We start from the raw sequence: 19,385 nt of genomic DNA, 5'->3' as shown, positions 1-19,385 counted from the left end.
TTGAATATAGCAATAAACGATAGATGGTAAAAAATCTATCGTCTTTTTTATTTAAGAAATTATAAAAAAAGCAAAGTACGCTTGACAAAAAAAGCAAAGCAAGCTATACTATATATGTAAAGCAAGCTTGCTATTGGAGGAGGAAAATGAAAAATACAATTTCTCAATTAAGAAAACAACATAAAATAACTCAAGAAGAATTGGCAAATGAAGTTGGAGTAACAAGACAGACCATAACTTCCATTGAAACTGGAAAATATATAGCGTCCCTGCCGTTGGCTTTTAAAATTGCTAAGTTTTTTGATATGAGTATTGAAGAAATATTTAGTATAGAGGAGGATGATTAGTATGAACAAATTAGAAAAATATAAAAAAGGAATAGGATTTAGAATTAATATTTTATTGTTATTATGTATAGTTGCCTTACTCGCAGTTGTTATTGGCAATTTTTATTTAAAATATAAATTTCCATTAAAAGAAGATATGACAGATTATGTAGTAGGATTTTTTATTGGACTTGAACTAGCATGTGTATTCTATATGTCAATGTTTATTAAAGCATATAGGAATAGAGATATATTGGAAAAGATGTATACTAAAGAAACAGATGAAAGAATGATATTAATAAAGATGAAGTCAGGAGCAAATATAATACCTATATTTTCAATGGTTATTGTAATTGTTTCTTTAATTGTAGCATATGTTAGTTATGAAGCCTTTTTAGCTTTAATGATAGTTGCATTTGTACAAATAATATTTTCTAAATTATTAAAAGTATATTGGTCAAAAAAGATTTAAAAATATAATAGTAAATGTATTAGGCGATAGAAATTAAAAAGTCTATCGTCTTTTTTTGTGGACTTTTTTATGGGTCAAGTCTTAATAAGCTTTAAGGACTTAGCAAAAGTTTGTGACTTGATAAAAATTTATAAGTTAATAGAAGTTTATAAAGCAAGAATGACTTACAAGTTAGTAATGTTTTGTGACCTAATAAAAGTTTGCAAGTTAATAAAAATTTACAAGTTCATAAAAACTTACAGCTTAATAAAAACTTACAGCTTAATAAAAACTTACAGCTTAATAAAAACTTACAGCTTAATAAAAACTTATGACTTAAGAAAAATTATATTTTTATTTATATTCATAAAGCTTTCCTTAAACTTCAACTCTCAACAATTTATGGTATAATTTAAGTGATAATTTGACGTAATAAATCGAAAATAAGAGGTGTAAAGTGAAAAAAACTATTAGAGATTTTGATTTTAATGATAAAACTGCCCTTGTTAGGGTGGACTTCAACGTTCCCCTAAAGGATGGAGTGGTAACAGGCGACGACAGAATTATTAAGGCAATCCCAACTATTGATTACTTAATAGATAATGGTGCTAAAGTTGTTCTTATGAGTCACCTAGGTAGACCTAAGGGCGAATACAAGGAAGACCTATCCCTTGAACCAGTTGCAAAAAGAGCTTCAGAACTTTTAAAGAAGGATGTAAAATTCCTTCCTTCTAAAGAAGTTGTAGATGATGAAGTTGTAAATCAAGTTAAGAAATTAGAAAAGGGTCAAGTTGCCCTTCTTGAAAACTTGAGATTTGTTAAGGGAGAGGAAAAAAACGACAAAGACTTTGCAAAGAAGCTTGCATCTCTTGGGGACATCTTTGTAAATGATGCCTTTGGAACTGCCCACAGGGCTCACGCATCAAATGTTGGTGTGACTGAATTCCTACCATCATGTGTAGGTCTTCTAGTTGAAAAAGAAATTAAATATTTTGAAGATGCTTTAAAAAATCCAGAAAAACCTTTTGCAGCAATTCTTGGTGGATCAAAGGTATCTGACAAGATAGGGGTAATCGAAAACCTACTAGAAAAAGTTGATGTCCTTGTAATTGTTGGAGCCATGGCCAATACCTTCCTAAAGTCCAAGGGACTTGAAGTTGGAAAATCTCTTGTAGAAGATGACAAGCTAGACCTTGCGAGAGAAATTATGACAAAGGCAGCAAAAAATCATGTTGAGATAATTCTTCCAAGGGACGTGATTGTTGCTCCTGAATTATCTGATGATGCAAAGGGAACTTTAAAAGACGTGGAAAATGTTGGTCAAGATGATATGATTCTTGATATTGGAAGGGAAAGTCTAAAGGACATTGAAAGATCTCTTGCTAAGGCTAAGACTGTAGTCTTAAATGGACCTTGTGGAGTTTTTGAAATTGAAGAATTTTCTCACGGAACTGTTGCGCTTGCAAAAATTTTGGCTAAACTTGATGCCACTGTAATTGTTGGCGGTGGAGACTCTGTTGCTGCTGTTGAAAAGGCAGGAGTTGCAGACAAGTTAACTCACATCTCAACTGGTGGTGGAGCAAGTCTTGAAATGCTTGAAGGAAAAAAACTTCCAGGTATCGAGGCAGTTGAAGAAGCATGAGAAGAAAATACATTTGTGGGAATTGGAAGATGAATAAGACATCTTCTGATGCCCTTGAATTTGCAAAAGAAATAAATGAATTTGAATTTAATAAGGTTGACGTTCTTCTTGCACCAAGTTTTGTAACTCTAGAAAGTTTAAGAAAAAATTTAAAAGATAAAATAAAAGTGGCTGGGCAAAATGTTTCTCAGTTTGATGAGGGAGCCTACACTGGCGAAGTTTCAACTACAATGTTAAAAGACATTGGTGTAGATGATGTAATAATCGGTCACTCTGAAAGACGTGAAAAGTTTTTGGAAAGTGATGAGATTGTAAACTCCAAGGTAAAAAAGGCTCTTGAAGATGGTCTATCAGTAATTCTTTGCATAGGAGAATCCCTTGAAATAAAAGAAGAGGGTAAGGAAGTTGACTTTGTAAGAGAAGAACTTTTAAATTCTATTGATGGAGTTAAAGACATAGAAAAGGTTACCCTTGCTTACGAACCTATTTGGGCAATTGGAACTGGAAAAACTTGCTCATCAGAAGATGCAGAAATCATGTGTAGGGAAATAAGAAAGGTAATTGATGAAAAATACGGAGAGATTTCTCAAAAGACGAGGATCCTTTATGGTGGATCTGTTAAGCCATCTAATGCGGGAGAAATTTTATCCATGGAAAATATTGATGGAGTCCTAGTTGGTGGTGCAAGCCTAAAGGCTAGTGACTTTATTGAAATAATAAAAGCTGGTGAAAATCTATGAAACCAACAATGTTAATAATCCTAGATGGATTCGGAATAAATGAAAGCAAAATTGGCAACGCAGTTAAACTTGCCAAGACTCCTGTTCTTGATGAACTTTATAAAACTTCATCTCATACAGAAATTTATGCCAGCGAAGAATATGTTGGACTTCCTCATGGGCAAATGGGAAACTCTGAAGTTGGTCACTTAAACATTGGAGCAGGTAGAGTTATTTACCAAAATTTGACAAAAATTACTGAGTCAATTAAGTCAGGAGAATTTTTCGAAAATCCTGAATTTAAAAGGGCAATAGACAATGCCAAGAAAAATAATTCAAGCCTTCACCTCATTGGACTTGTATCCAAGGGAGGAGTTCACTCACACCTTGACCACTTAAAGGCCTTAATAAAACTCATGAAGGAAGAGGGAATAGAAAAGACTTATATCCATGCTATTACAGATGGACGTGATGTTTCCCCTCACGCAGCCCTTGATGATATAAAAGAACTTCAAGAAGAAATAAAAAAAGTTGGAAATGGAAAAATTGCCACAATTTCTGGCAGATACTATGCCATGGATCGTGATAAGAGATGGGAAAGAACTAAAAAATACTACGACAACCTAGTAAGTGATGTGAACTTCACTGAAGAAGACATCCTTTCCTATATAAAGTCATCTTATGATAAAGATGTCACAGATGAATTTTTAGAACCTGCTAAATTTATAAAAGATTCTGAAATTAAAGATAAGGACTCAATAATTATTTTTAACTTTAGACCAGATAGGGTTAGACAAATTACAAGAGCCCTTGTTGATGACGACTTCACAGGTTTTGAAAGAGAAAAAATAAACACAGTCCTTGTTACAATGACAGAGTATGACAAGGAAATAAAAAATAAATTTGTTGCCTTTAAGGACGAGATTCCAAAGGATACCTTAGGAGAAGTTCTTGAAAAAAATAAAATCAAGCAACTTAGAATTGCAGAGACAGAAAAATATGCCCACGTTACATTTTTCTTTAACGGGGGACGTGAAAAACCCTTTGAGGGCGAGGACAGAATCCTAGTTCCATCTCCAAAGGTTGCAACCTATGACTTAAAGCCAGAAATGTCTGCCAATGAAGTTACAGATAAGGTTGTTGAAAGTTTGGAAAAGGACAAGTACGGCCTAATAATTTTAAACTTTGCAAACCCAGACATGGTTGGTCACACAGGAGACTTACAAGCAGCCATAAAAGCAGTTGAAACTGTGGACCATGACCTTGGAAGAATTTTAAAAGTCTTAAAAGAAAAGGACGGGGCAGCAATAATAACTGCAGACCATGGAAACTGTGAATATATGATTGATGATGAAGGCAATGTTGTTACAAGCCACAGCACAAATCTTGTCCCCCTATTTTTATTTAATAGGGATGAAAAATTAAGATCAGGCGGAGCCCTTTGCGACTTGTCACCAACAATTTTAAAAATCATGGGCTTAAAACAGCCAGAACTTATGACTGGCAAGTCTTTGTTTTAATAGAATTTACTAGAAATTTATTTTAAATTTAGGAGGAATTATGAGTTTAATTGATTACGTTTATGCGAGAGAAGTTCTTGATTCAAGGGGGAACCCAACAGTTGAAGTAGAAGTTGGAACACTTAACGGTGGTTTTGGTTCTGCAATTGTACCAAGTGGTGCATCAACTGGTATCCACGAAGCTGTAGAACTTCGTGACGGCGAAGATAGATACAATGGCAAGGGAGTTGAAAAGGCAGTTGAAAATGTAAATGAAAAAATTGCCGAAGAATTAATTTGCTTTGATTGCTTTGACCAACTTGGCATTGACAAGATGCTTATTGAACTTGATGGAAGTGAAAACAAGGGAAATCTTGGAGCCAATGCAATCCTTGGTGTATCAATAGCAGTTGCAAGGGCAGCAGCAAATGAAGCTGGACTTCCACTTTACCAATACCTTGGTGGAGTTAATGCAAAGACTATGCCAATCCCAATGATGAATATAATCAATGGTGGCGAACACGCTGACAACAACGTAGACATCCAAGAATTTATGATAATGCCAATAGGAGCAAAAACTTTTAAAGAATCTTTGAGAATGGGTGCAGAAGTTTACCACGCACTTAAAAAAGTTTTAAAGGACAAGGGACTTTCAACTGGTGTTGGCGATGAAGGTGGCTTTGCACCAAATCTTGAATCCAACAAAAAAGCCTTTGATTGCATACTTGAGGCTGTAAAGTCAGCAGGCTACCAAGCAGGCAAGGACATTGTACTTGCAATTGATGCCGCAGCTTCAGAATTTTATGACGAGGACAAGAAAAAATATATTCTTGCAGGCGAAGGTCGTGAGTTTACATCAGAAGAACTTTCAAAATTCTATGAAGAATTAGTAAATGAATATCCAATCTATTCAATAGAAGACGGACTTGCCGAAGACGACTGGGAAGGCTGGAAGCACTTGACAGACCTACTTGGAAACAGGGTTCAATTAGTTGGCGACGACTTTTTCGTAACAAACACAAAGAGACTTCAAGAAGGAATTGAAAAGGAATCAGCAAACTCAATCCTAATTAAGCTAAACCAAATTGGAACAATAACAGAAACTCTTGACTCTATAGAACTTGCAAAGAGACACAACTACACTGCAATTATTTCTCACAGGTCAGGAGAAAGTGAAGACTCAACAATAGCAGACCTTGCAGTTGCAACTAACGCTGGCTTTATAAAAACTGGAGCACCAGCAAGATCTGAAAGAGTTGCAAAATACAACGAACTTCTAAGAATTGAAGACGAACTAGGGGACTTAGCAATTTATCCTGGCTTTGCTGCCTTCTACAACATTGATAGAAAATGAAAATTTATTTTATAAGACATGGCGAAGCAGAAATTTATGCTGAAGATGACTTCAAGAGAAAGTTGACAACAATAGGAAGAGTTAAATTAGAAAATTCCTTTAAGGCCTTTGCCAATAGGTTAGAAGACAAGAGGTTCTTCAAGATTTACTCTTCACCTCTTGAAAGGGCAAAGGAAACTGCAGAAATCTTGGCGAAGCACTTAGACTCAGACTATGAAGTAAAGGACTATCTTGCAGGTGGAAGGATAAGAGATATTTTAAAAACTCTAGACCAAGATGGAAATTATATTTTCGTATCTCACGAGCCCTTTATATCAAATTGGATTTACCAACTAACTGGTGAGATGAAAATTATATCAAGGGGCAGTATAAATTTTGTGGAGATAAATCCACAGGAATTTGCAGAATAAAAAATAAATATTTTGAAATCTTAATCCTCTTTTGTTACCCTTAATAAGAGAGGATTAAATTATTTTAGGAGGAAAAATGAATAAGAAAATTACACTAGCATCAGTAGCTCTTTTATCACTAACACTAGTTGGCTGCGGAGCAAAAAATGATGCAAAAGAAAACGCAGCTAAAGAAAACTCTACAAAGGTAGAAGCAACAAATAATGCAAAGACAAGTGATGAAGCTGCAGCATTAAAAGACGGAACTTACACAGGTAAGTCATCAGAAGATGATTTCGGTGGACACATGGAAGTTACAATTACAGTAGCTGATGGAAAAATTTCTGAAACTGAAGTTAAGAATCTTCAAAAAGACGGAAGTGAAAAGGGAGAAGACTACGGTAAAGAAGCTGGCGAAGAAGGACACAAGACAGCACAAATGACACTTGAAGCTTCACAAACTTACGGAAAAGAATTAACAGAAAAGGGTTCAGTAGAAGAAGTTGAAGCAGTAAGTGGCGCAACACAATCCTACAACCAATTCGTTGAAGCAGCAAATGATGCAATCAACCAAGCAAAATAATTTTTAAAAATTAAAAGATTTAAAATCACACGCACTGGCAAAAGCTGGTGCTTTTTTGTTGGGAAGATTTAAAAGAACCCAAAATGATTAAGAATTCTTTTAAAAACTAAAGTGTGATAGAATTTGTTTACAAGATTGTGTTAGGTGATTAAATGAAAAAAATATTATTAATAGAAGACGATGAAATTTTATCAAGAGGGATTGAGTCCTACTTATCAAAAAATGATTTTGAAGTGGAAACTCGTAAAAGCTTTGAAGAAGCAAAGATAAAAATAAATAATTCTTTTGACTTGGCAATCTTAGATATAAATTTGCCTGATAAAGATGGGATCGGTTTGTTGAAGACTTTGAGAGAAAATGATGTTAGAGTAATAATCACAACAGTAAAAAACGATGAGAAATTTATCGTTAGAGCCCTAGACAATGGAGCTGATGATTATATTACAAAACCCTTTAAGCTTTCTATTTTAAGAGCAAGAATTGATAAAACTCTTAGAACTGCTCTCGTTAAAGATGATATTATTAGCTTTAAAGACTTAAGTCTAAATAATAATGAAGGAAGCTTTTATTATAAAGATAAAAAACTAGATTTAACTTTATTAGAATTTGAAGTTATGAAATTATTTATAAGTAATCCCAATAGAATTTTTACTAGGGATTTTTTACTTGAGAGATTTTGGGATAGGCGAGAAAAGTTTGTAAATGATAATACACTTACTGCTACTATTAAAAGAATAAGAGACAAAAGTGGCAGAGATATTATTAAGACAATACGTGGAATAGGTTATAGGATGGACTGATGATTTATTTATTTTACCCTGCGAGCTTATTGCTACTTTATTATTTTTTAAAGAGAAGACAAAAGAAAAGGATTAAGGACTTGGAAAATCTTATAGATAGATTGGGAGAAAAGAACTATTCTATTCCCATGGTTCAAGATGACTTTTCAATACTGGAAGATAAGATTTATAAGATTTTTATAGAACTTGTTGAGGCGAGAGAAAGCCTTGAGATAAATTCAAAAAAGCAAAGGCAAAACCTAGAAGACATTGCCCATCAAATAAAGACTCCAATTACTTCAATGGTCTTTGACTTGGAAACAATTGATAAGACTGAAGAAAATAAAAAAGAGCTTGAGGGGCTTGACCTCCAACTCGAAAGGCTTAACTCTCTTGCTGATATTTTATTAAAGCTATCTAGCCTTGATGCAAATATAGACAAGATGGAGAAGAGAGAGGTTTTGATTTCAGAAATACTTGACTATGCTTTGGATATTTTGAGGAAATCAATTGAAGAAAAAAAGGTGAAGGTTATTTGTGACTACGAGGATTATGAGGTTAAAGTTGATTATTATTGGACTTCTGAAGCTTTAATAAATATTATAAAGAATGCCTTAAGCCTTGATGATCTTACAAAAATTAAAATTTCTACAAATAAAAATCCAATTTATACAGAGATAACAATTGAAGATGACGGTGGAGGTATTAAGAAAGAAAACTTTAAAAAAATATTTGAAAGATTTTATAAAAGTCCTGACTCTAAGGGATTTGGCATAGGACTTGCCATGGCAAAATCTATTGTTGAGGCAAACAATGGAGATATCTCTGTGGAAAATGGAAAAGATGGTGCGATTTTTAAAATTAAATTTTACAATGTCACTTAAAAGTCATTTTAACCCTTTATTATAAAGACAAATAGAGGGAGGTACATATGGAAATTGTTAGAACTGAAAATTTATCAAAAACTTATGGAAGTGGAGAAAATCTTGTAAAAGCAATTGATAATGTTAATTTAAAAATAGAAAAGGGAGAATTTATTGCAATTGTTGGACCAAGTGGATCAGGCAAGTCAACTCTTCTTCACTTGTTGGGTGGAGTGGACAATCCAAGTTCAGGGAAAATATTTATAGACGGCAATGACATCTCAAAATATACATCAAAAGAATTAGCACTTTTTAGGAGGAGAAAAGTAGGGCTAATTTATCAATTTTATAATTTAATCCCAAATTTAACTGTTAGGCATAACATTGAGTTGCCCCTAAAACTTGATAAGAGAAAAATCAATGAGGAATCTCTACTAGATATAGTTAGAAAGCTAGGAATAGAGAACAAGTTGGATTCTTTTCCAAGTGAATTATCAGGAGGCCAGCAACAAAGGGTTGCCATAGCAAGAAGTCTTATCTATTCTCCGTCTCTTGTACTTGCCGATGAGCCGACGGGAAACTTGGATCGAGAAAATTCAAGAGAAATAATTGAAATTTTAAAATATTTTAATAGGACTTTAAAACAGACAATTATAGTAATAACTCATGATGAGTCTATAGCCCTAGAGGCAGAAAGAGTAATAACAATTGTTGATGGGAAAGTAGTGGGAGATGAGAAAAATGAATAAGAAAAATCTCTCAATTTCCCTTTCGTTTTTTATAACTGCAATTTTCTTTACATTTTGTGTTTACTTTGGATATGTAAATAATAAGTTCAATTATGAATATTTTAGGAACAGATCCATTTATGATGCTAGAATTATACCTGATACAGTTTCTGGTGACTCAAGTAAATTAAAAGAAATAAAAAACATTAAAGAAGTGGGAGAAGTTGCAGTAGAAAATAATTCTGCCAAGCTATCTCAAAATGTCTTAGTGGTAAATTACACAGACCAGGGTTTTAATAAGATGTTAGAAGATAATATGTTAAAAGAGGGAAGCTTTGCCACAAAAGATAACGAAATTACCATACCAAAAAGTCTTGCAAAAAAAGAAAATTTAAAAATTGGGGATAAGATAAAAGTAGAATTTGGAAATAGATTGGTTGATGGAAAGCTTATAAAGGCAGTTTCAAGTGTTACTAAAGATGAAGAATTTGCAAGAAAAGATATTAAGGAATATGTAATAAGTGGTCTCACAAGAAATCTTTACAATGAGAATATGAAGATTTTTTATGCTTCTACTGCCATAGGAAAGGATGCAAAGACCAATAGCTTTGTAAGATTTCATAATTTTAGAAAAGCCTACAATAATAAAGATAATTTAGAAAAAGATCTTGCATCTGCATTGAATAAAGATAAAGTAGAACTTGAATTTAGCGAGATAATGAAAGATTACTATAATATGGATGGAAGTCTTTTACAACAAAATAGGCAGGTGATTGTAGACACTCTTTTAATTTTTGTTACAATCCTTATTTTTATATTTTTTGTAAAAAACATTTTTACAGTTTGGGGACTAAGAAAGATAAGAGAAGTTTCAATGTACAAGTCCATTGGATCAACAGATTATCAAATTTATAAATTGCTTTTAAAAGATGGATTAAAAATTTCTCTTTTACCAATAGTTTTAGGACATATTTTCGGATATGGAGGAATCAACCTCCTCTATCTTGGCCTTCAAAAAATTGTTGAGAAAGAAGAAAAATTTGAGTTTATAGAATTTTCGCCAAGGCTTTCACTTGTAGTTTTATTAATTTGCTTTTTTATAATTTTTATAGCAATACTTGCTCCAGCTAAAAAAATCGCAAAGATAAATATAATTGATGGTATAAAGGGCAACTTTAATGACAAAAATATAAAATTAAAGAGGAATAAAGATATTTGGAAAGAATTAAAGATAAATAATTTAAAAACTATTTCTTCTCAGAGATATATTTCTGCAATTGGAATGATAATTGTCTCAATTTTTTTGATAGTTTTCTCTATGGCAAAGTACAATAGGGTGAAAAATACTTATACTTATAATAGGAATATAAATATACTAATTCATTCAAATGAGGCTGAAGTTCCTGATGTATTAAAAGATGTAATGAAGACTACAAAAAATGACAGAGCCTTCCTTTCAACTGAAAAATATATTTCTCTTAGTAAGGATCAAAATTATTCAGATGAGTTTAAGCATTTTAATTTAGATGAAAAAATGCGAAAATATTATGATGGTGGCGAAGATTTTTATCTAGATGGAATTATTACGGCCTTAGATGACCAAACTTTTGAAAAGATAGGTGGCAAAAAGGGAGAAGTTTTGCTATTAAATAGGGTCCAAGTTAATCCAAATGCACCAATTGATGGATCAGAAACAACAAAATATTTTGAAAATATGGATATTTTAAATTACTCTATAAAAGAAGATAAAGATTACAATTATTCAATCAAGGTAGATAAACTAATTGATGACACAAAGGACTTTAGGCAAAGAAGGCTACCTTTCTATGTGTATTTATATGTTGACTTTGACACATACTTTAAACTTTTAGATGAGTGGAATAAATATTATTTAAAAAACAACAATGACTTGAGAAGAAACACCTACGAACTCTCAATGCAAGTTGATGAAAATAAGTTAGACGATATAAAGAATGAAATTAAAGATAGATTAGATTCTTCCATTGCCTATAATGAAACTTATAATTTAACTACAAGAAAAGATGAAGAAGCAAATCGGATGAAAGACGTAAAAACTTTTGGACTTATGATAATTTCTATTGCAAGTATAATTTTCATTTTAAATATAACAAATGGATATTCTTCCATTAATTTAAGTTTAATGGCAAGGAAAAAAGAAATTGGATCTTTAATGTCTTGTGGAATAGATGAGGAAGAACTTAAAAATAAATTTATAAGGGATTTCATATTAGAAGAAATTAAATCTCTGGCAATAGTTTTAATAGTAAGTTTTGCTTCTTTATTTATAATTGCAAAAATTTCACCAACAATGGATATAAAAATTTTGTTGTCTTATTTTGAATATAAATATTTCCTTGCTTTTGCAATTTTGATTTATGGTATAATTATATTAATCTACAATTTAACCTTAAAAGGGATTTTAAAGATTGACCCAATTGATTTAATAAGAGGATTTGACTAGGAGGTAATCATGAGAAAGAATATTAGCAAGTATTTATTTTTCCTTGGTATAGGAGTTTTTATAATTTCTTATTTATTGCCAGTGGATATTTTTGGAAATTTTACAAACCTAAGACCCACAGGTCTTACGAGTTTATTTGTCTGCAGGATAATAGGACTTATTGGTCTTGTCTTCGCAATCAAAGATAAGTCAGTTTTGTTTGGGATATTAAATTTTTTGTTAATTAAATTATAATTTTCCCTATCGTTATGCTAATTAACAGTTTCATATAAAATCACAAGCTTTGAGTTTAGGCTCAAGGCTTTTTTATTTGTGCGTGACATGATCTTATAAGCTATCACAAATAAAAATCAAGACTTTCGATTATAATAGAAATAAATAAAAAATATTAAATCATTTCGAGTATACTCGAAATGTACTTGAAAAATAAATTTGATTCGAGTATACTCGAAATGAATGGAGGGATTCAAATGGATTATATTTTTAGAGCTAAGTACATAGAAAGAATTAAAAATTTTATTGATAAACCAATTGTAAAAATTATGACTGGCATGAGGCGTGTTGGGAAATCTACTATTCTAAATATTATCAAGGATGATGTCTTAAAGGATATTCCTGAAGAGAATAAAATTTATATGAATTTTGAATCCTTTGAATTTTTTGAAATTAAGGATGCAGCGTTATTAAAAAATTATTTAAATGAAAATTTGAAGGACAAAGAGGGAAAAGTTTATTTTTTCTTTGATGAAATTCAGCTAGTCGAAGATTGGGAGAATGTCATAAATGCTTTAAGGGTGAGCTTTGATTCAGACATTTACATTACTGGATCCAATTCAAAATTAATTTCTGGTGACTTGGCGACACTTCTTGCAGGTAGATATGTTGAATTTGAAATCCAACCCTTTACCTTTGATGAGTTTTCTCAAATTTATAAAAATTTAAATTTAAACCTAGATGAATTGTTTCAAAAATTTATAAAAATTGGTGGTATGCCTGGTTTAAAATATTTCAATCTCGAAGAAGAAGTTTCTCAAAAATACTTAAATGATATTTACAACACAGTACTTGTAAAGGATGTTTTAAATTATAATAATTTAAGAGACGTGGATATTTTTAATAGGATTCTCAGCTTTGCAATGCAAAATATTGGGGCAACTTTTTCTGCTAGTGCCATAAAAAATTATTTAAAGAGCGAAAATAGAAATATTTCAGTAGATACTGTTTTAAATTATTTGGAATATTGCAGTAGAGCCTTTGTCTTAAAAAAAGTTCCAAGATTTGATTTAGGAGGCAAAAAACTTTTAAAAGTTGATGAAAAATATTATTTGACAGATCATGGATTTAGACAGTCCATGGGTTTTTATAATGTGAAAGATATTGAAAGAACTTTAGAAAATATTGTCTACATTGAACTTTTGTCACGAGGATTTGATGTAAAAATTGGAAAAGTAAAAGATAGAGAAATTGATTTTGTAGCAAAAAAGGGAGAGGAGATTTTTTATTTTCAAGTTGCCTATCTAATGGAGAATGAAAAAACTAGGGATAGGGAGTTTGGAGTTTATGATTTAATAAAAGACAATTATCCAAAGTATGTCCTCTCTATGGATAAACTTGATTTTTCACAAAGAGGCATCATTCACAAAAACATAATTGATTTCTTGTTAGAGAGTGAGAAATAATTTTTTTCACAATAGAAGTGAGCTTGTAAATAAAATTAATTAACTATATAATTACTTGGGGTTTAACCCAAGTTTTTTTATTTAAAGGAGAAAAAATGAAAACTTCTTATATACTTATGATAATCACAATCCTTTCCAAGGTCTTTGGACTCTTGAGGGAGAAGGCCCTTGCTTACTTCTTTGGAGTTGGTATGGTAGCAGATATATTTTTAATTGCCTTTCAACTTCCTATGACTTTTACCAATGTCATTAGTGGTGCAGTTGCTAATGGATTCATTCCTATGTACGACTACATAAGGGAGAGAGAGGATAAAAAATTTGCCGACAAGTTCACTGCCAATCTCTCTAACATTATCTTTGTAGCCTTTACTTTTGTGACAATACTTTCAATTGTGTTTGCAAGACCTCTTGTCAAGTTAATGGCTGAAGGCTTCTCTGGAGAAAAGCTTGAGCTTGCAATTTTTGTATCAAGACTTGCTATGCTATCAATTGCTGTCACTGCAGTGAGTTCAATTTATAAGGCCTACTTACAAATCCATGAAAAGTTTGTAATTTCTGTTCTTCACTCAATAATTATGAACATCATAATTATTATTTCCATGGGCCTTGCCTACAAGATGGGAATAAATTATCTTGCAGTGGGAATTCTTTTAGCTTTTGTCCTTCAATATGGAATTTTTATCAGACCAATTAAGAAGCTTGGCTACAAGCATTCTTTAAAAATTGATTTCAACAAAGACATTAAGAACTTATTCACTTCTATACTTCCAATTTTGATTTCAACTTCTGCCATTGAGATAAACTTTATTATTTCACGTTCTTTTGCATCGGGAGCCTATGCTGGTGGGATTTCAATTTTAAATTATTCTTACAAGCTACAAAGTTTTGTAACGGGAATAGTTGTAACTTCAATTATCACTGCAACTTATCCTAAGCTTGCCAAGTTTGGATCCAAAAAGGACTTGGTAAATTTAAAATCTGCCTTGTCAGAAGGTCTTTCCAATATGCTAATACTTGTAGTGCCGGCAGCCTTTGGTCTTTACATTTTTTCCTTCCCGATAGTAAATCTTTTGTTTGTTGGAGGAGAATTTTCTGTTGAAGATGCCAAGATAACTGCCACAGTTTTATCCTTCTTTGCCTTTGGTGTAATAGGTATTGGAGTTCGTGAAATTATTTCCAGAGCTTTTTATTCTCTTGGCGACAACAAGACTCCAGTTTATAATTCAGTAATTATACTTGGAGTCAATGTTGCCCTTGCACTTTTACTTTCAAAACTAATTGGTATAAGAGGAATTGCCCTTGCAACTTCAATTTCTTTTATTGTGGGAGCTCTTACAATGTACTTCTCTTCAATAAGATTAATAGGAAATGTTTTTGACAAGAAGCTTTTGATGAACTTAATAAAGATTATAATTTCATCAGGACTTATGGCTCTTGGATCAAAATTAGTTTATGAAGTGCTTACAAAAAGTCTTAGCATAAATTTATCTCTTCTTCTTTCTATAATTGTAGCTGGTGGAATTTATCTTATCCTTCTTATTGTTTTAAAGGTTGATGAAGTTAAAGAAATTTTAAAAATAATATTGAAAAAGTAGGAATTTCTCTAATAAGCTTCCCTTTTTCTCTTTATTAGTGTAAAATATTAACTAAGTAAGGAGTGATACATATGAAGGTAATTTTTCACGTAGTAGAACAAGACAAATGGTCTTCTGTAATATCAAACGTAAGAGACTTGTTAGATAGCTTTGAAGACATCCAAGTTGAAATAATTGCAATGGCTAAAGCTGCTGCATTATTTAACAGATATTCAGGAGTGGACTTCCAAGGTATCATAGGAAACCCAAAGGTAAATATTACAATTGGTAAGAGAGGATTAGAAGAAAATAGGCTTACACCAGATCTAATTCCTTCAGAAATAAAAGTTGAGGACCTAGTAATAACAAAAATCGTAAAACTTCAAAATGAAGGTTACGCATACATTAGACTTTAAAAAAAGAATTCTGCCTTTTGGCAGGATTTTTTTATTTAAACAACTTGCAAAGTTTCAGGAAAAATGATAAAATACCTATTTGCATAATAATGATTAGAGTGGTGATTTGGACTCTAATTGGATACACTCATTTGAAAGGCTAGGGTGAGAAAATTAATGGTACATCCTGTTAAATATGGGAAACGTGAGAGAATGAGTTTTTCTCGTGTAGACGAAGTTATGTCACTACCAAATCTTCTTGACGTGCAGACTTCTTCATACAAATGGTTGATTGAAGAAGGATTGAAGGAAGTTTTTGATGACGTATCTCCTATCGAGGATTACTCTGGAAATTTAATTTTAGAATTTGTGGACTATCATTTATCTGATGAAATCAAATATGATATAGACGAATCTAAACAGAGAGATACAAATTATTCTGCGCCATTAAAGGCAAAGGTAAGACTTATTAACAGTGAAACTGGCGAAGTTAAGGAACAAGAAGTCTTTATGGGCGACCTTCCACTTATGACACCAACTGGCACATTTGTAATAAATGGGGCAGAGCGTGTAGTCGTTTCACAACTTGTAAGAAGTCCAGGAGCATATTATAAGGAAGAAAGAGACAAGACAGGTAAGAAAATCTATTCGGCAACACTTATACCAAATAGGGGAGCTTGGCTTGAATTTGAAACTGATGCTCAAGGCGTTATCAATGTAAGAATTGATAGGACAAGAAAAATTCCAATTACTATCTTATTAAGAGCTCTTGGTATTGAATCTAACCAAGAGATTATGGACGTAATTGGAGAAAGTGAAGCTGTACTAAAGACAATTGAAAAAGATACTACTACAAATAAGAATGAAGCTTTACTTGAAATTTATAAAAAATTAAGACCAGGCGAGCCACCTACTATTGACTCAGCTCAATCACTATTTGAGAATATGTTCTTCGACGATAGAAGATATGACCTTGCTAAAGTTGGTAGATATAAATTCAACAAGAAGTTAGGAATTTCTGCAAGACTTGAAGGCAATATACCTGCTGAAGACATAGTTGACCCAATGACTGGGGAAATCTTAGCAGAAGCTGGCGAACTACTAAATAGGGCAAAGGCTGAAAAGATTGAAGCAGCTGGTGTTAACCAAGTTCTAATAAAAACTGATGAAAACTATGAACATGCCAGTGAAAACACAATAGTAATTGGTAACAACTTCACTTTTGTTGATGCCTATGAACTAGACTTCGATATGGAAGAACTTGGCTTTAAAGAAAAAGTTTATAGACCACTTTTTGATGAACTTTATGAAGAATATTCTGAAAACACAGAAAAGTTTAAGGAAGAGCTAGTAAAGGCTCATAGAGAATTATCTCCAAAAAATATTTTAATCGACGATATTATTGCTGGTATAAATTATCAATTTGGACTTATGAATAACGTGGGATCCGTTGACGACATCGACCATCTTGGGAATAGAAGAATTAGATCTGTTGGTGAACTTCTTCAAAACCAATTTAGAATTGGTATTTCAAGAATGGAAAGAGTTATCCGCGAAAGGATGACTGTTCAAGATGTTGATGCAACAACACCACAATCACTAATAAACATAAGACCTGTTACAGCAGCCATAAAAGAATTCTTTGGCTCTTCACAACTTTCACAATTTATGGACCAAAATAATCCTCTATCAGAATTAACTCATAAGAGAAGGTTATCTGCACTAGGACCTGGTGGGTTGAGCAGAGATAGAGCTGGATTTGAAGTGCGTGACGTCCATAATTCACACTACGGAAGAATGTGTCCTATTGAGACACCAGAAGGTCCAAACATTGGACTTATCACATCACTTACAACTTACGCAAGAATCAATGACTATGGATTTATTGAGACTCCATATAGGAAGGTTGTTAACGGAGTTGTAACTGATCAAATTGATTATCTAACTGCCGACGTTGAGTACGAACAAATCATTGCTCAAGCTGACGAAAGACTTGATGAAAATAATAGATTCGTTGAAGATAGAATTGCTGCCAGAGGTCATGGCGGTAATGCCGATATTTTCGACATTAAAGATGTAAACTACATGGACGTTTCTCCTCAACAAATTGTTGCTGTAGGTACTTCCATGATTCCTTTCTTGGAAAACGACGACGCCAACAGAGCCCTAATGGGTGCCAACATGCAACGTCAAGCAGTGCCTCTATTAAAGACTGAGGCTCCTGTTGTTGGAACTGGGATTGAATACAGAGCAGCAAAGGACTCAGGTGTTGTAATTGTTTCTAAGAACAAGGGTAAAATTAAAAAAGTTGATTCCGTTCACATTGAAGTGGAAAGAGAATCTGACAAGGGAATTGACAACTATAAACTTCACAAGTTTATGGGTGGTAACCAAGGAACTACAATTAACCAAAGACCTATTGTCAAAGAAGGAGACCTTGTAGAAGCAGGCGAAATCATTGCTGATGGTCCATCAACTGATATGGGAGAAATGGCTCTTGGTAAAAATATCCTAATAGCCTTTATGAACTGGGAAGGATATAACTACGAAGATGCCATGCTTGTAAGCCAAGAGCTTGTTATTGACGATGTATTAACTTCACTTCACATTGAAGAATACGAATCAGAAGCAAGAGATACAAAACTTGGACCTGAAGAAATTACAAGAGACATCCCTAATGTTGGGGAAGATATGTTAAAGGACCTTGATGACAGAGGTATTATAAGAATTGGTGCAGAAGTTAAACCAGGAGATATCCTAGTTGGTAAGGTAACTCCAAAGGGAGAAACTGAACTTTCTGCAGAAGAAAGACTTCTTCGTTCAATCTTTGGCGAAAAGGCAAGAGAAGTAAGAGATACTTCCCTAAGACTTCCTCATGGTGAACATGGTATTGTTGTTGATGTTAAGACATTTAACAGGTCTGAAGGAGACGAACTTCAACCAGGTGTTAACGAAATGGTAAGAGTCTTTGTTGCTACAAAGAGAAAGATTCAAGTTGGAGATAAGATGTGTGGTCGTCACGGTAACAAGGGTGTTATCTCTAGGGTTATGCCAAAGGAAGATATGCCTTACATGCCAGATGGTACGCCAATCCAAATTGTTCTTAACCCACTTGGGGTTCCTTCTCGTATGAATCTTGGGCAAGTACTAGAAGTTCACTTGGGACTTGCTGCCAAAAAACTTGGATGGCACGTTGCCACACCAGTATTTGATGGTGCTAATGAAAATGACATTTTTGATACACTTGAAGAAGCTGGATATTCTAGAGATGGAAAAATTCAACTAAGAGATGGTAGAACCGGAGAAGAATTCGACCATCCTGTAACAGTTGGTTACATGTATATGTTGAAACTTCACCACTTGGTTGATGAAAAGATCCACGCTCGTTCCACTGGACCTTACTCACTTGTTACACAACAACCTCTTGGAGGTAAGGCACAATTCGGTGGACAAAGATTTGGAGAAATGGAAGTTTGGGCTTTAGAAGCCTATGGTGCCAGCCATACCCTACAAGAAATGCTTACAGTTAAGTCTGACGATATCGTTGGTCGTGTTAAGACTTACGAAGCTATTGTTAAGGGCGAAAATATTCCACAACCAGGAGTTCCTGAATCCTTTAAGGTTCTAATAAAAGAACTTCAAGCACTAGCTCTTGAAATTCAAGTTCTTGATGAAAAAGGAAATGAAGTCGACCTTGAAGTTGATGAAGATGAACTAACAAAGATTGATAACATCGATGATAATAATACAAAATCAGACGACGATGAATTAAAGGAACTAATAGAACAAACTGGAACTGCAAATATTGGAATCAGAACAATTTCAACTGATGAAGTTGAGTCTTTTGAAAACAGTCACTTCTATGAAGACGAAGACGGTGACTATGAAGACGATGATGAATCCGATGAATCTGAAGATTAAT

The 19,385-nt window shown here is 33.0% G+C and carries 18 protein-coding genes; all 18 read left to right on the top strand.

Features of this window, described 5'->3' with window-relative positions:
• Nucleotides 1–146: 146 nt before the first annotated feature.
• The 18 genes from CAN42_RS08410 to rpoB all read left to right on the top strand — a co-directional run bounded on the left by CAN42_RS08410 (nt 147) and on the right by rpoB (nt 19,384).
• Nucleotides 147–347, top strand: coding sequence for a helix-turn-helix transcriptional regulator (locus tag CAN42_RS08410; protein ID WP_012994121.1), 201 nt, complete (start codon nt 147–149; stop codon nt 345–347).
• 1 nt (nt 348) lies between these two features.
• Nucleotides 349–798 carry a hypothetical protein gene (locus tag CAN42_RS08405; RefSeq protein WP_085876307.1) on the top strand — a complete coding sequence of 150 codons (450 nt, stop codon included), beginning with the start codon at nt 349–351 and terminating at the stop codon, nt 796–798.
• Between the two features lie 69 nt (nt 799–867).
• Nucleotides 868–1,188, top strand: a complete 321-nt coding sequence (locus CAN42_RS08400; protein WP_085876306.1) for a hypothetical protein — start codon at nt 868–870, stop codon at nt 1,186–1,188.
• A gap of 46 nt (nt 1,189–1,234) precedes the next feature.
• Nucleotides 1,235–2,419, top strand: a complete 1,185-nt coding sequence (locus CAN42_RS08395; RefSeq protein ID WP_085876305.1) for a phosphoglycerate kinase — start codon at nt 1,235–1,237, stop codon at nt 2,417–2,419.
• On the top strand, nt 2,416–3,159 hold the full coding sequence (tpiA, locus tag CAN42_RS08390; protein ID WP_085876304.1) for a triose-phosphate isomerase: 744 nt from the start codon (nt 2,416–2,418) through the stop codon (nt 3,157–3,159). The genes CAN42_RS08395 and tpiA overlap by 4 nt, the downstream gene beginning before the upstream one ends.
• Entirely contained in the window at nt 3,156–4,658 is a 1,503-nt protein-coding gene (gpmI, locus tag CAN42_RS08385; protein ID WP_085876303.1) for a 2,3-bisphosphoglycerate-independent phosphoglycerate mutase, read from the top strand. The genes tpiA and gpmI overlap by 4 nt, the downstream gene beginning before the upstream one ends.
• Before the next feature lie 40 nt (nt 4,659–4,698).
• On the top strand, nt 4,699–5,991 hold the full coding sequence (gene eno / locus CAN42_RS08380; RefSeq protein ID WP_085876302.1) for a phosphopyruvate hydratase: 1,293 nt from the start codon (nt 4,699–4,701) through the stop codon (nt 5,989–5,991).
• On the top strand, nt 5,988–6,401 hold the full coding sequence (locus CAN42_RS08375; RefSeq protein WP_085876301.1) for a SixA phosphatase family protein: 414 nt from the start codon (nt 5,988–5,990) through the stop codon (nt 6,399–6,401). The genes eno and CAN42_RS08375 overlap by 4 nt, the downstream gene beginning before the upstream one ends.
• Before the next feature lie 76 nt (nt 6,402–6,477).
• Nucleotides 6,478–6,963: an FMN-binding protein gene (locus tag CAN42_RS08370; RefSeq protein WP_085876300.1), complete on the top strand. Its 486-nt coding sequence runs from the start codon at nt 6,478–6,480 to the stop codon at nt 6,961–6,963.
• 152 nt (nt 6,964–7,115) lie between these two features.
• On the top strand, nt 7,116–7,763 hold the full coding sequence (locus CAN42_RS08365) for a response regulator transcription factor (protein ID WP_085876299.1): 648 nt from the start codon (nt 7,116–7,118) through the stop codon (nt 7,761–7,763).
• Nucleotides 7,763–8,626 (top strand): sensor histidine kinase, encoded by an 864-nt coding sequence (locus CAN42_RS08360; protein WP_085876298.1) that lies wholly within the window; start codon nt 7,763–7,765, stop codon nt 8,624–8,626. The genes CAN42_RS08365 and CAN42_RS08360 overlap by 1 nt, the downstream gene beginning before the upstream one ends.
• 47 nt (nt 8,627–8,673) lie before the next feature.
• A complete protein-coding gene (locus CAN42_RS08355) occupies nt 8,674–9,354 on the top strand; it encodes an ABC transporter ATP-binding protein (protein WP_085876297.1) in 681 nt (226 codons plus the stop codon).
• Nucleotides 9,347–11,815 carry an ABC transporter permease gene (locus tag CAN42_RS08350; protein ID WP_085876296.1) on the top strand — a complete coding sequence of 823 codons (2,469 nt, stop codon included), beginning with the start codon at nt 9,347–9,349 and terminating at the stop codon, nt 11,813–11,815. The genes CAN42_RS08355 and CAN42_RS08350 overlap by 8 nt, the downstream gene beginning before the upstream one ends.
• Nucleotides 11,816–11,824: 9 nt before the next feature.
• Nucleotides 11,825–12,049, top strand: coding sequence for a hypothetical protein (locus CAN42_RS08345; protein ID WP_085876295.1), 225 nt, complete (start codon nt 11,825–11,827; stop codon nt 12,047–12,049).
• A gap of 236 nt (nt 12,050–12,285) precedes the next feature.
• Nucleotides 12,286–13,494 carry an ATP-binding protein gene (locus CAN42_RS08340; protein WP_085876294.1) on the top strand — a complete coding sequence of 403 codons (1,209 nt, stop codon included), beginning with the start codon at nt 12,286–12,288 and terminating at the stop codon, nt 13,492–13,494.
• Between the two features lie 95 nt (nt 13,495–13,589).
• Nucleotides 13,590–15,089 carry a murein biosynthesis integral membrane protein MurJ gene (gene murJ, locus CAN42_RS08335; RefSeq protein ID WP_085876293.1) on the top strand — a complete coding sequence of 500 codons (1,500 nt, stop codon included), beginning with the start codon at nt 13,590–13,592 and terminating at the stop codon, nt 15,087–15,089.
• 71 nt (nt 15,090–15,160) lie between these two features.
• Nucleotides 15,161–15,484 carry a DsrE family protein gene (locus tag CAN42_RS08330; protein ID WP_085876292.1) on the top strand — a complete coding sequence of 108 codons (324 nt, stop codon included), beginning with the start codon at nt 15,161–15,163 and terminating at the stop codon, nt 15,482–15,484.
• Nucleotides 15,485–15,640: 156 nt separating this feature from the next.
• Nucleotides 15,641–19,384 carry a DNA-directed RNA polymerase subunit beta gene (gene rpoB, locus CAN42_RS08325; RefSeq protein WP_085876291.1) on the top strand — a complete coding sequence of 1,248 codons (3,744 nt, stop codon included), beginning with the start codon at nt 15,641–15,643 and terminating at the stop codon, nt 19,382–19,384.
• The last annotated feature ends 1 nt before the right edge of the window (nt 19,385 follow it).

Origin of the sequence: Peptoniphilus vaginalis (assembly GCF_900176605.1) — a bacterium.
Classification (GTDB): Bacteria; Bacillota; Clostridia; order Tissierellales; family Peptoniphilaceae; genus Peptoniphilus_A; species Peptoniphilus_A vaginalis.
The sequence above is the reverse complement of the archived record's forward strand: the minus strand, read 5'-3'. Positions and strand labels throughout refer to the sequence as shown.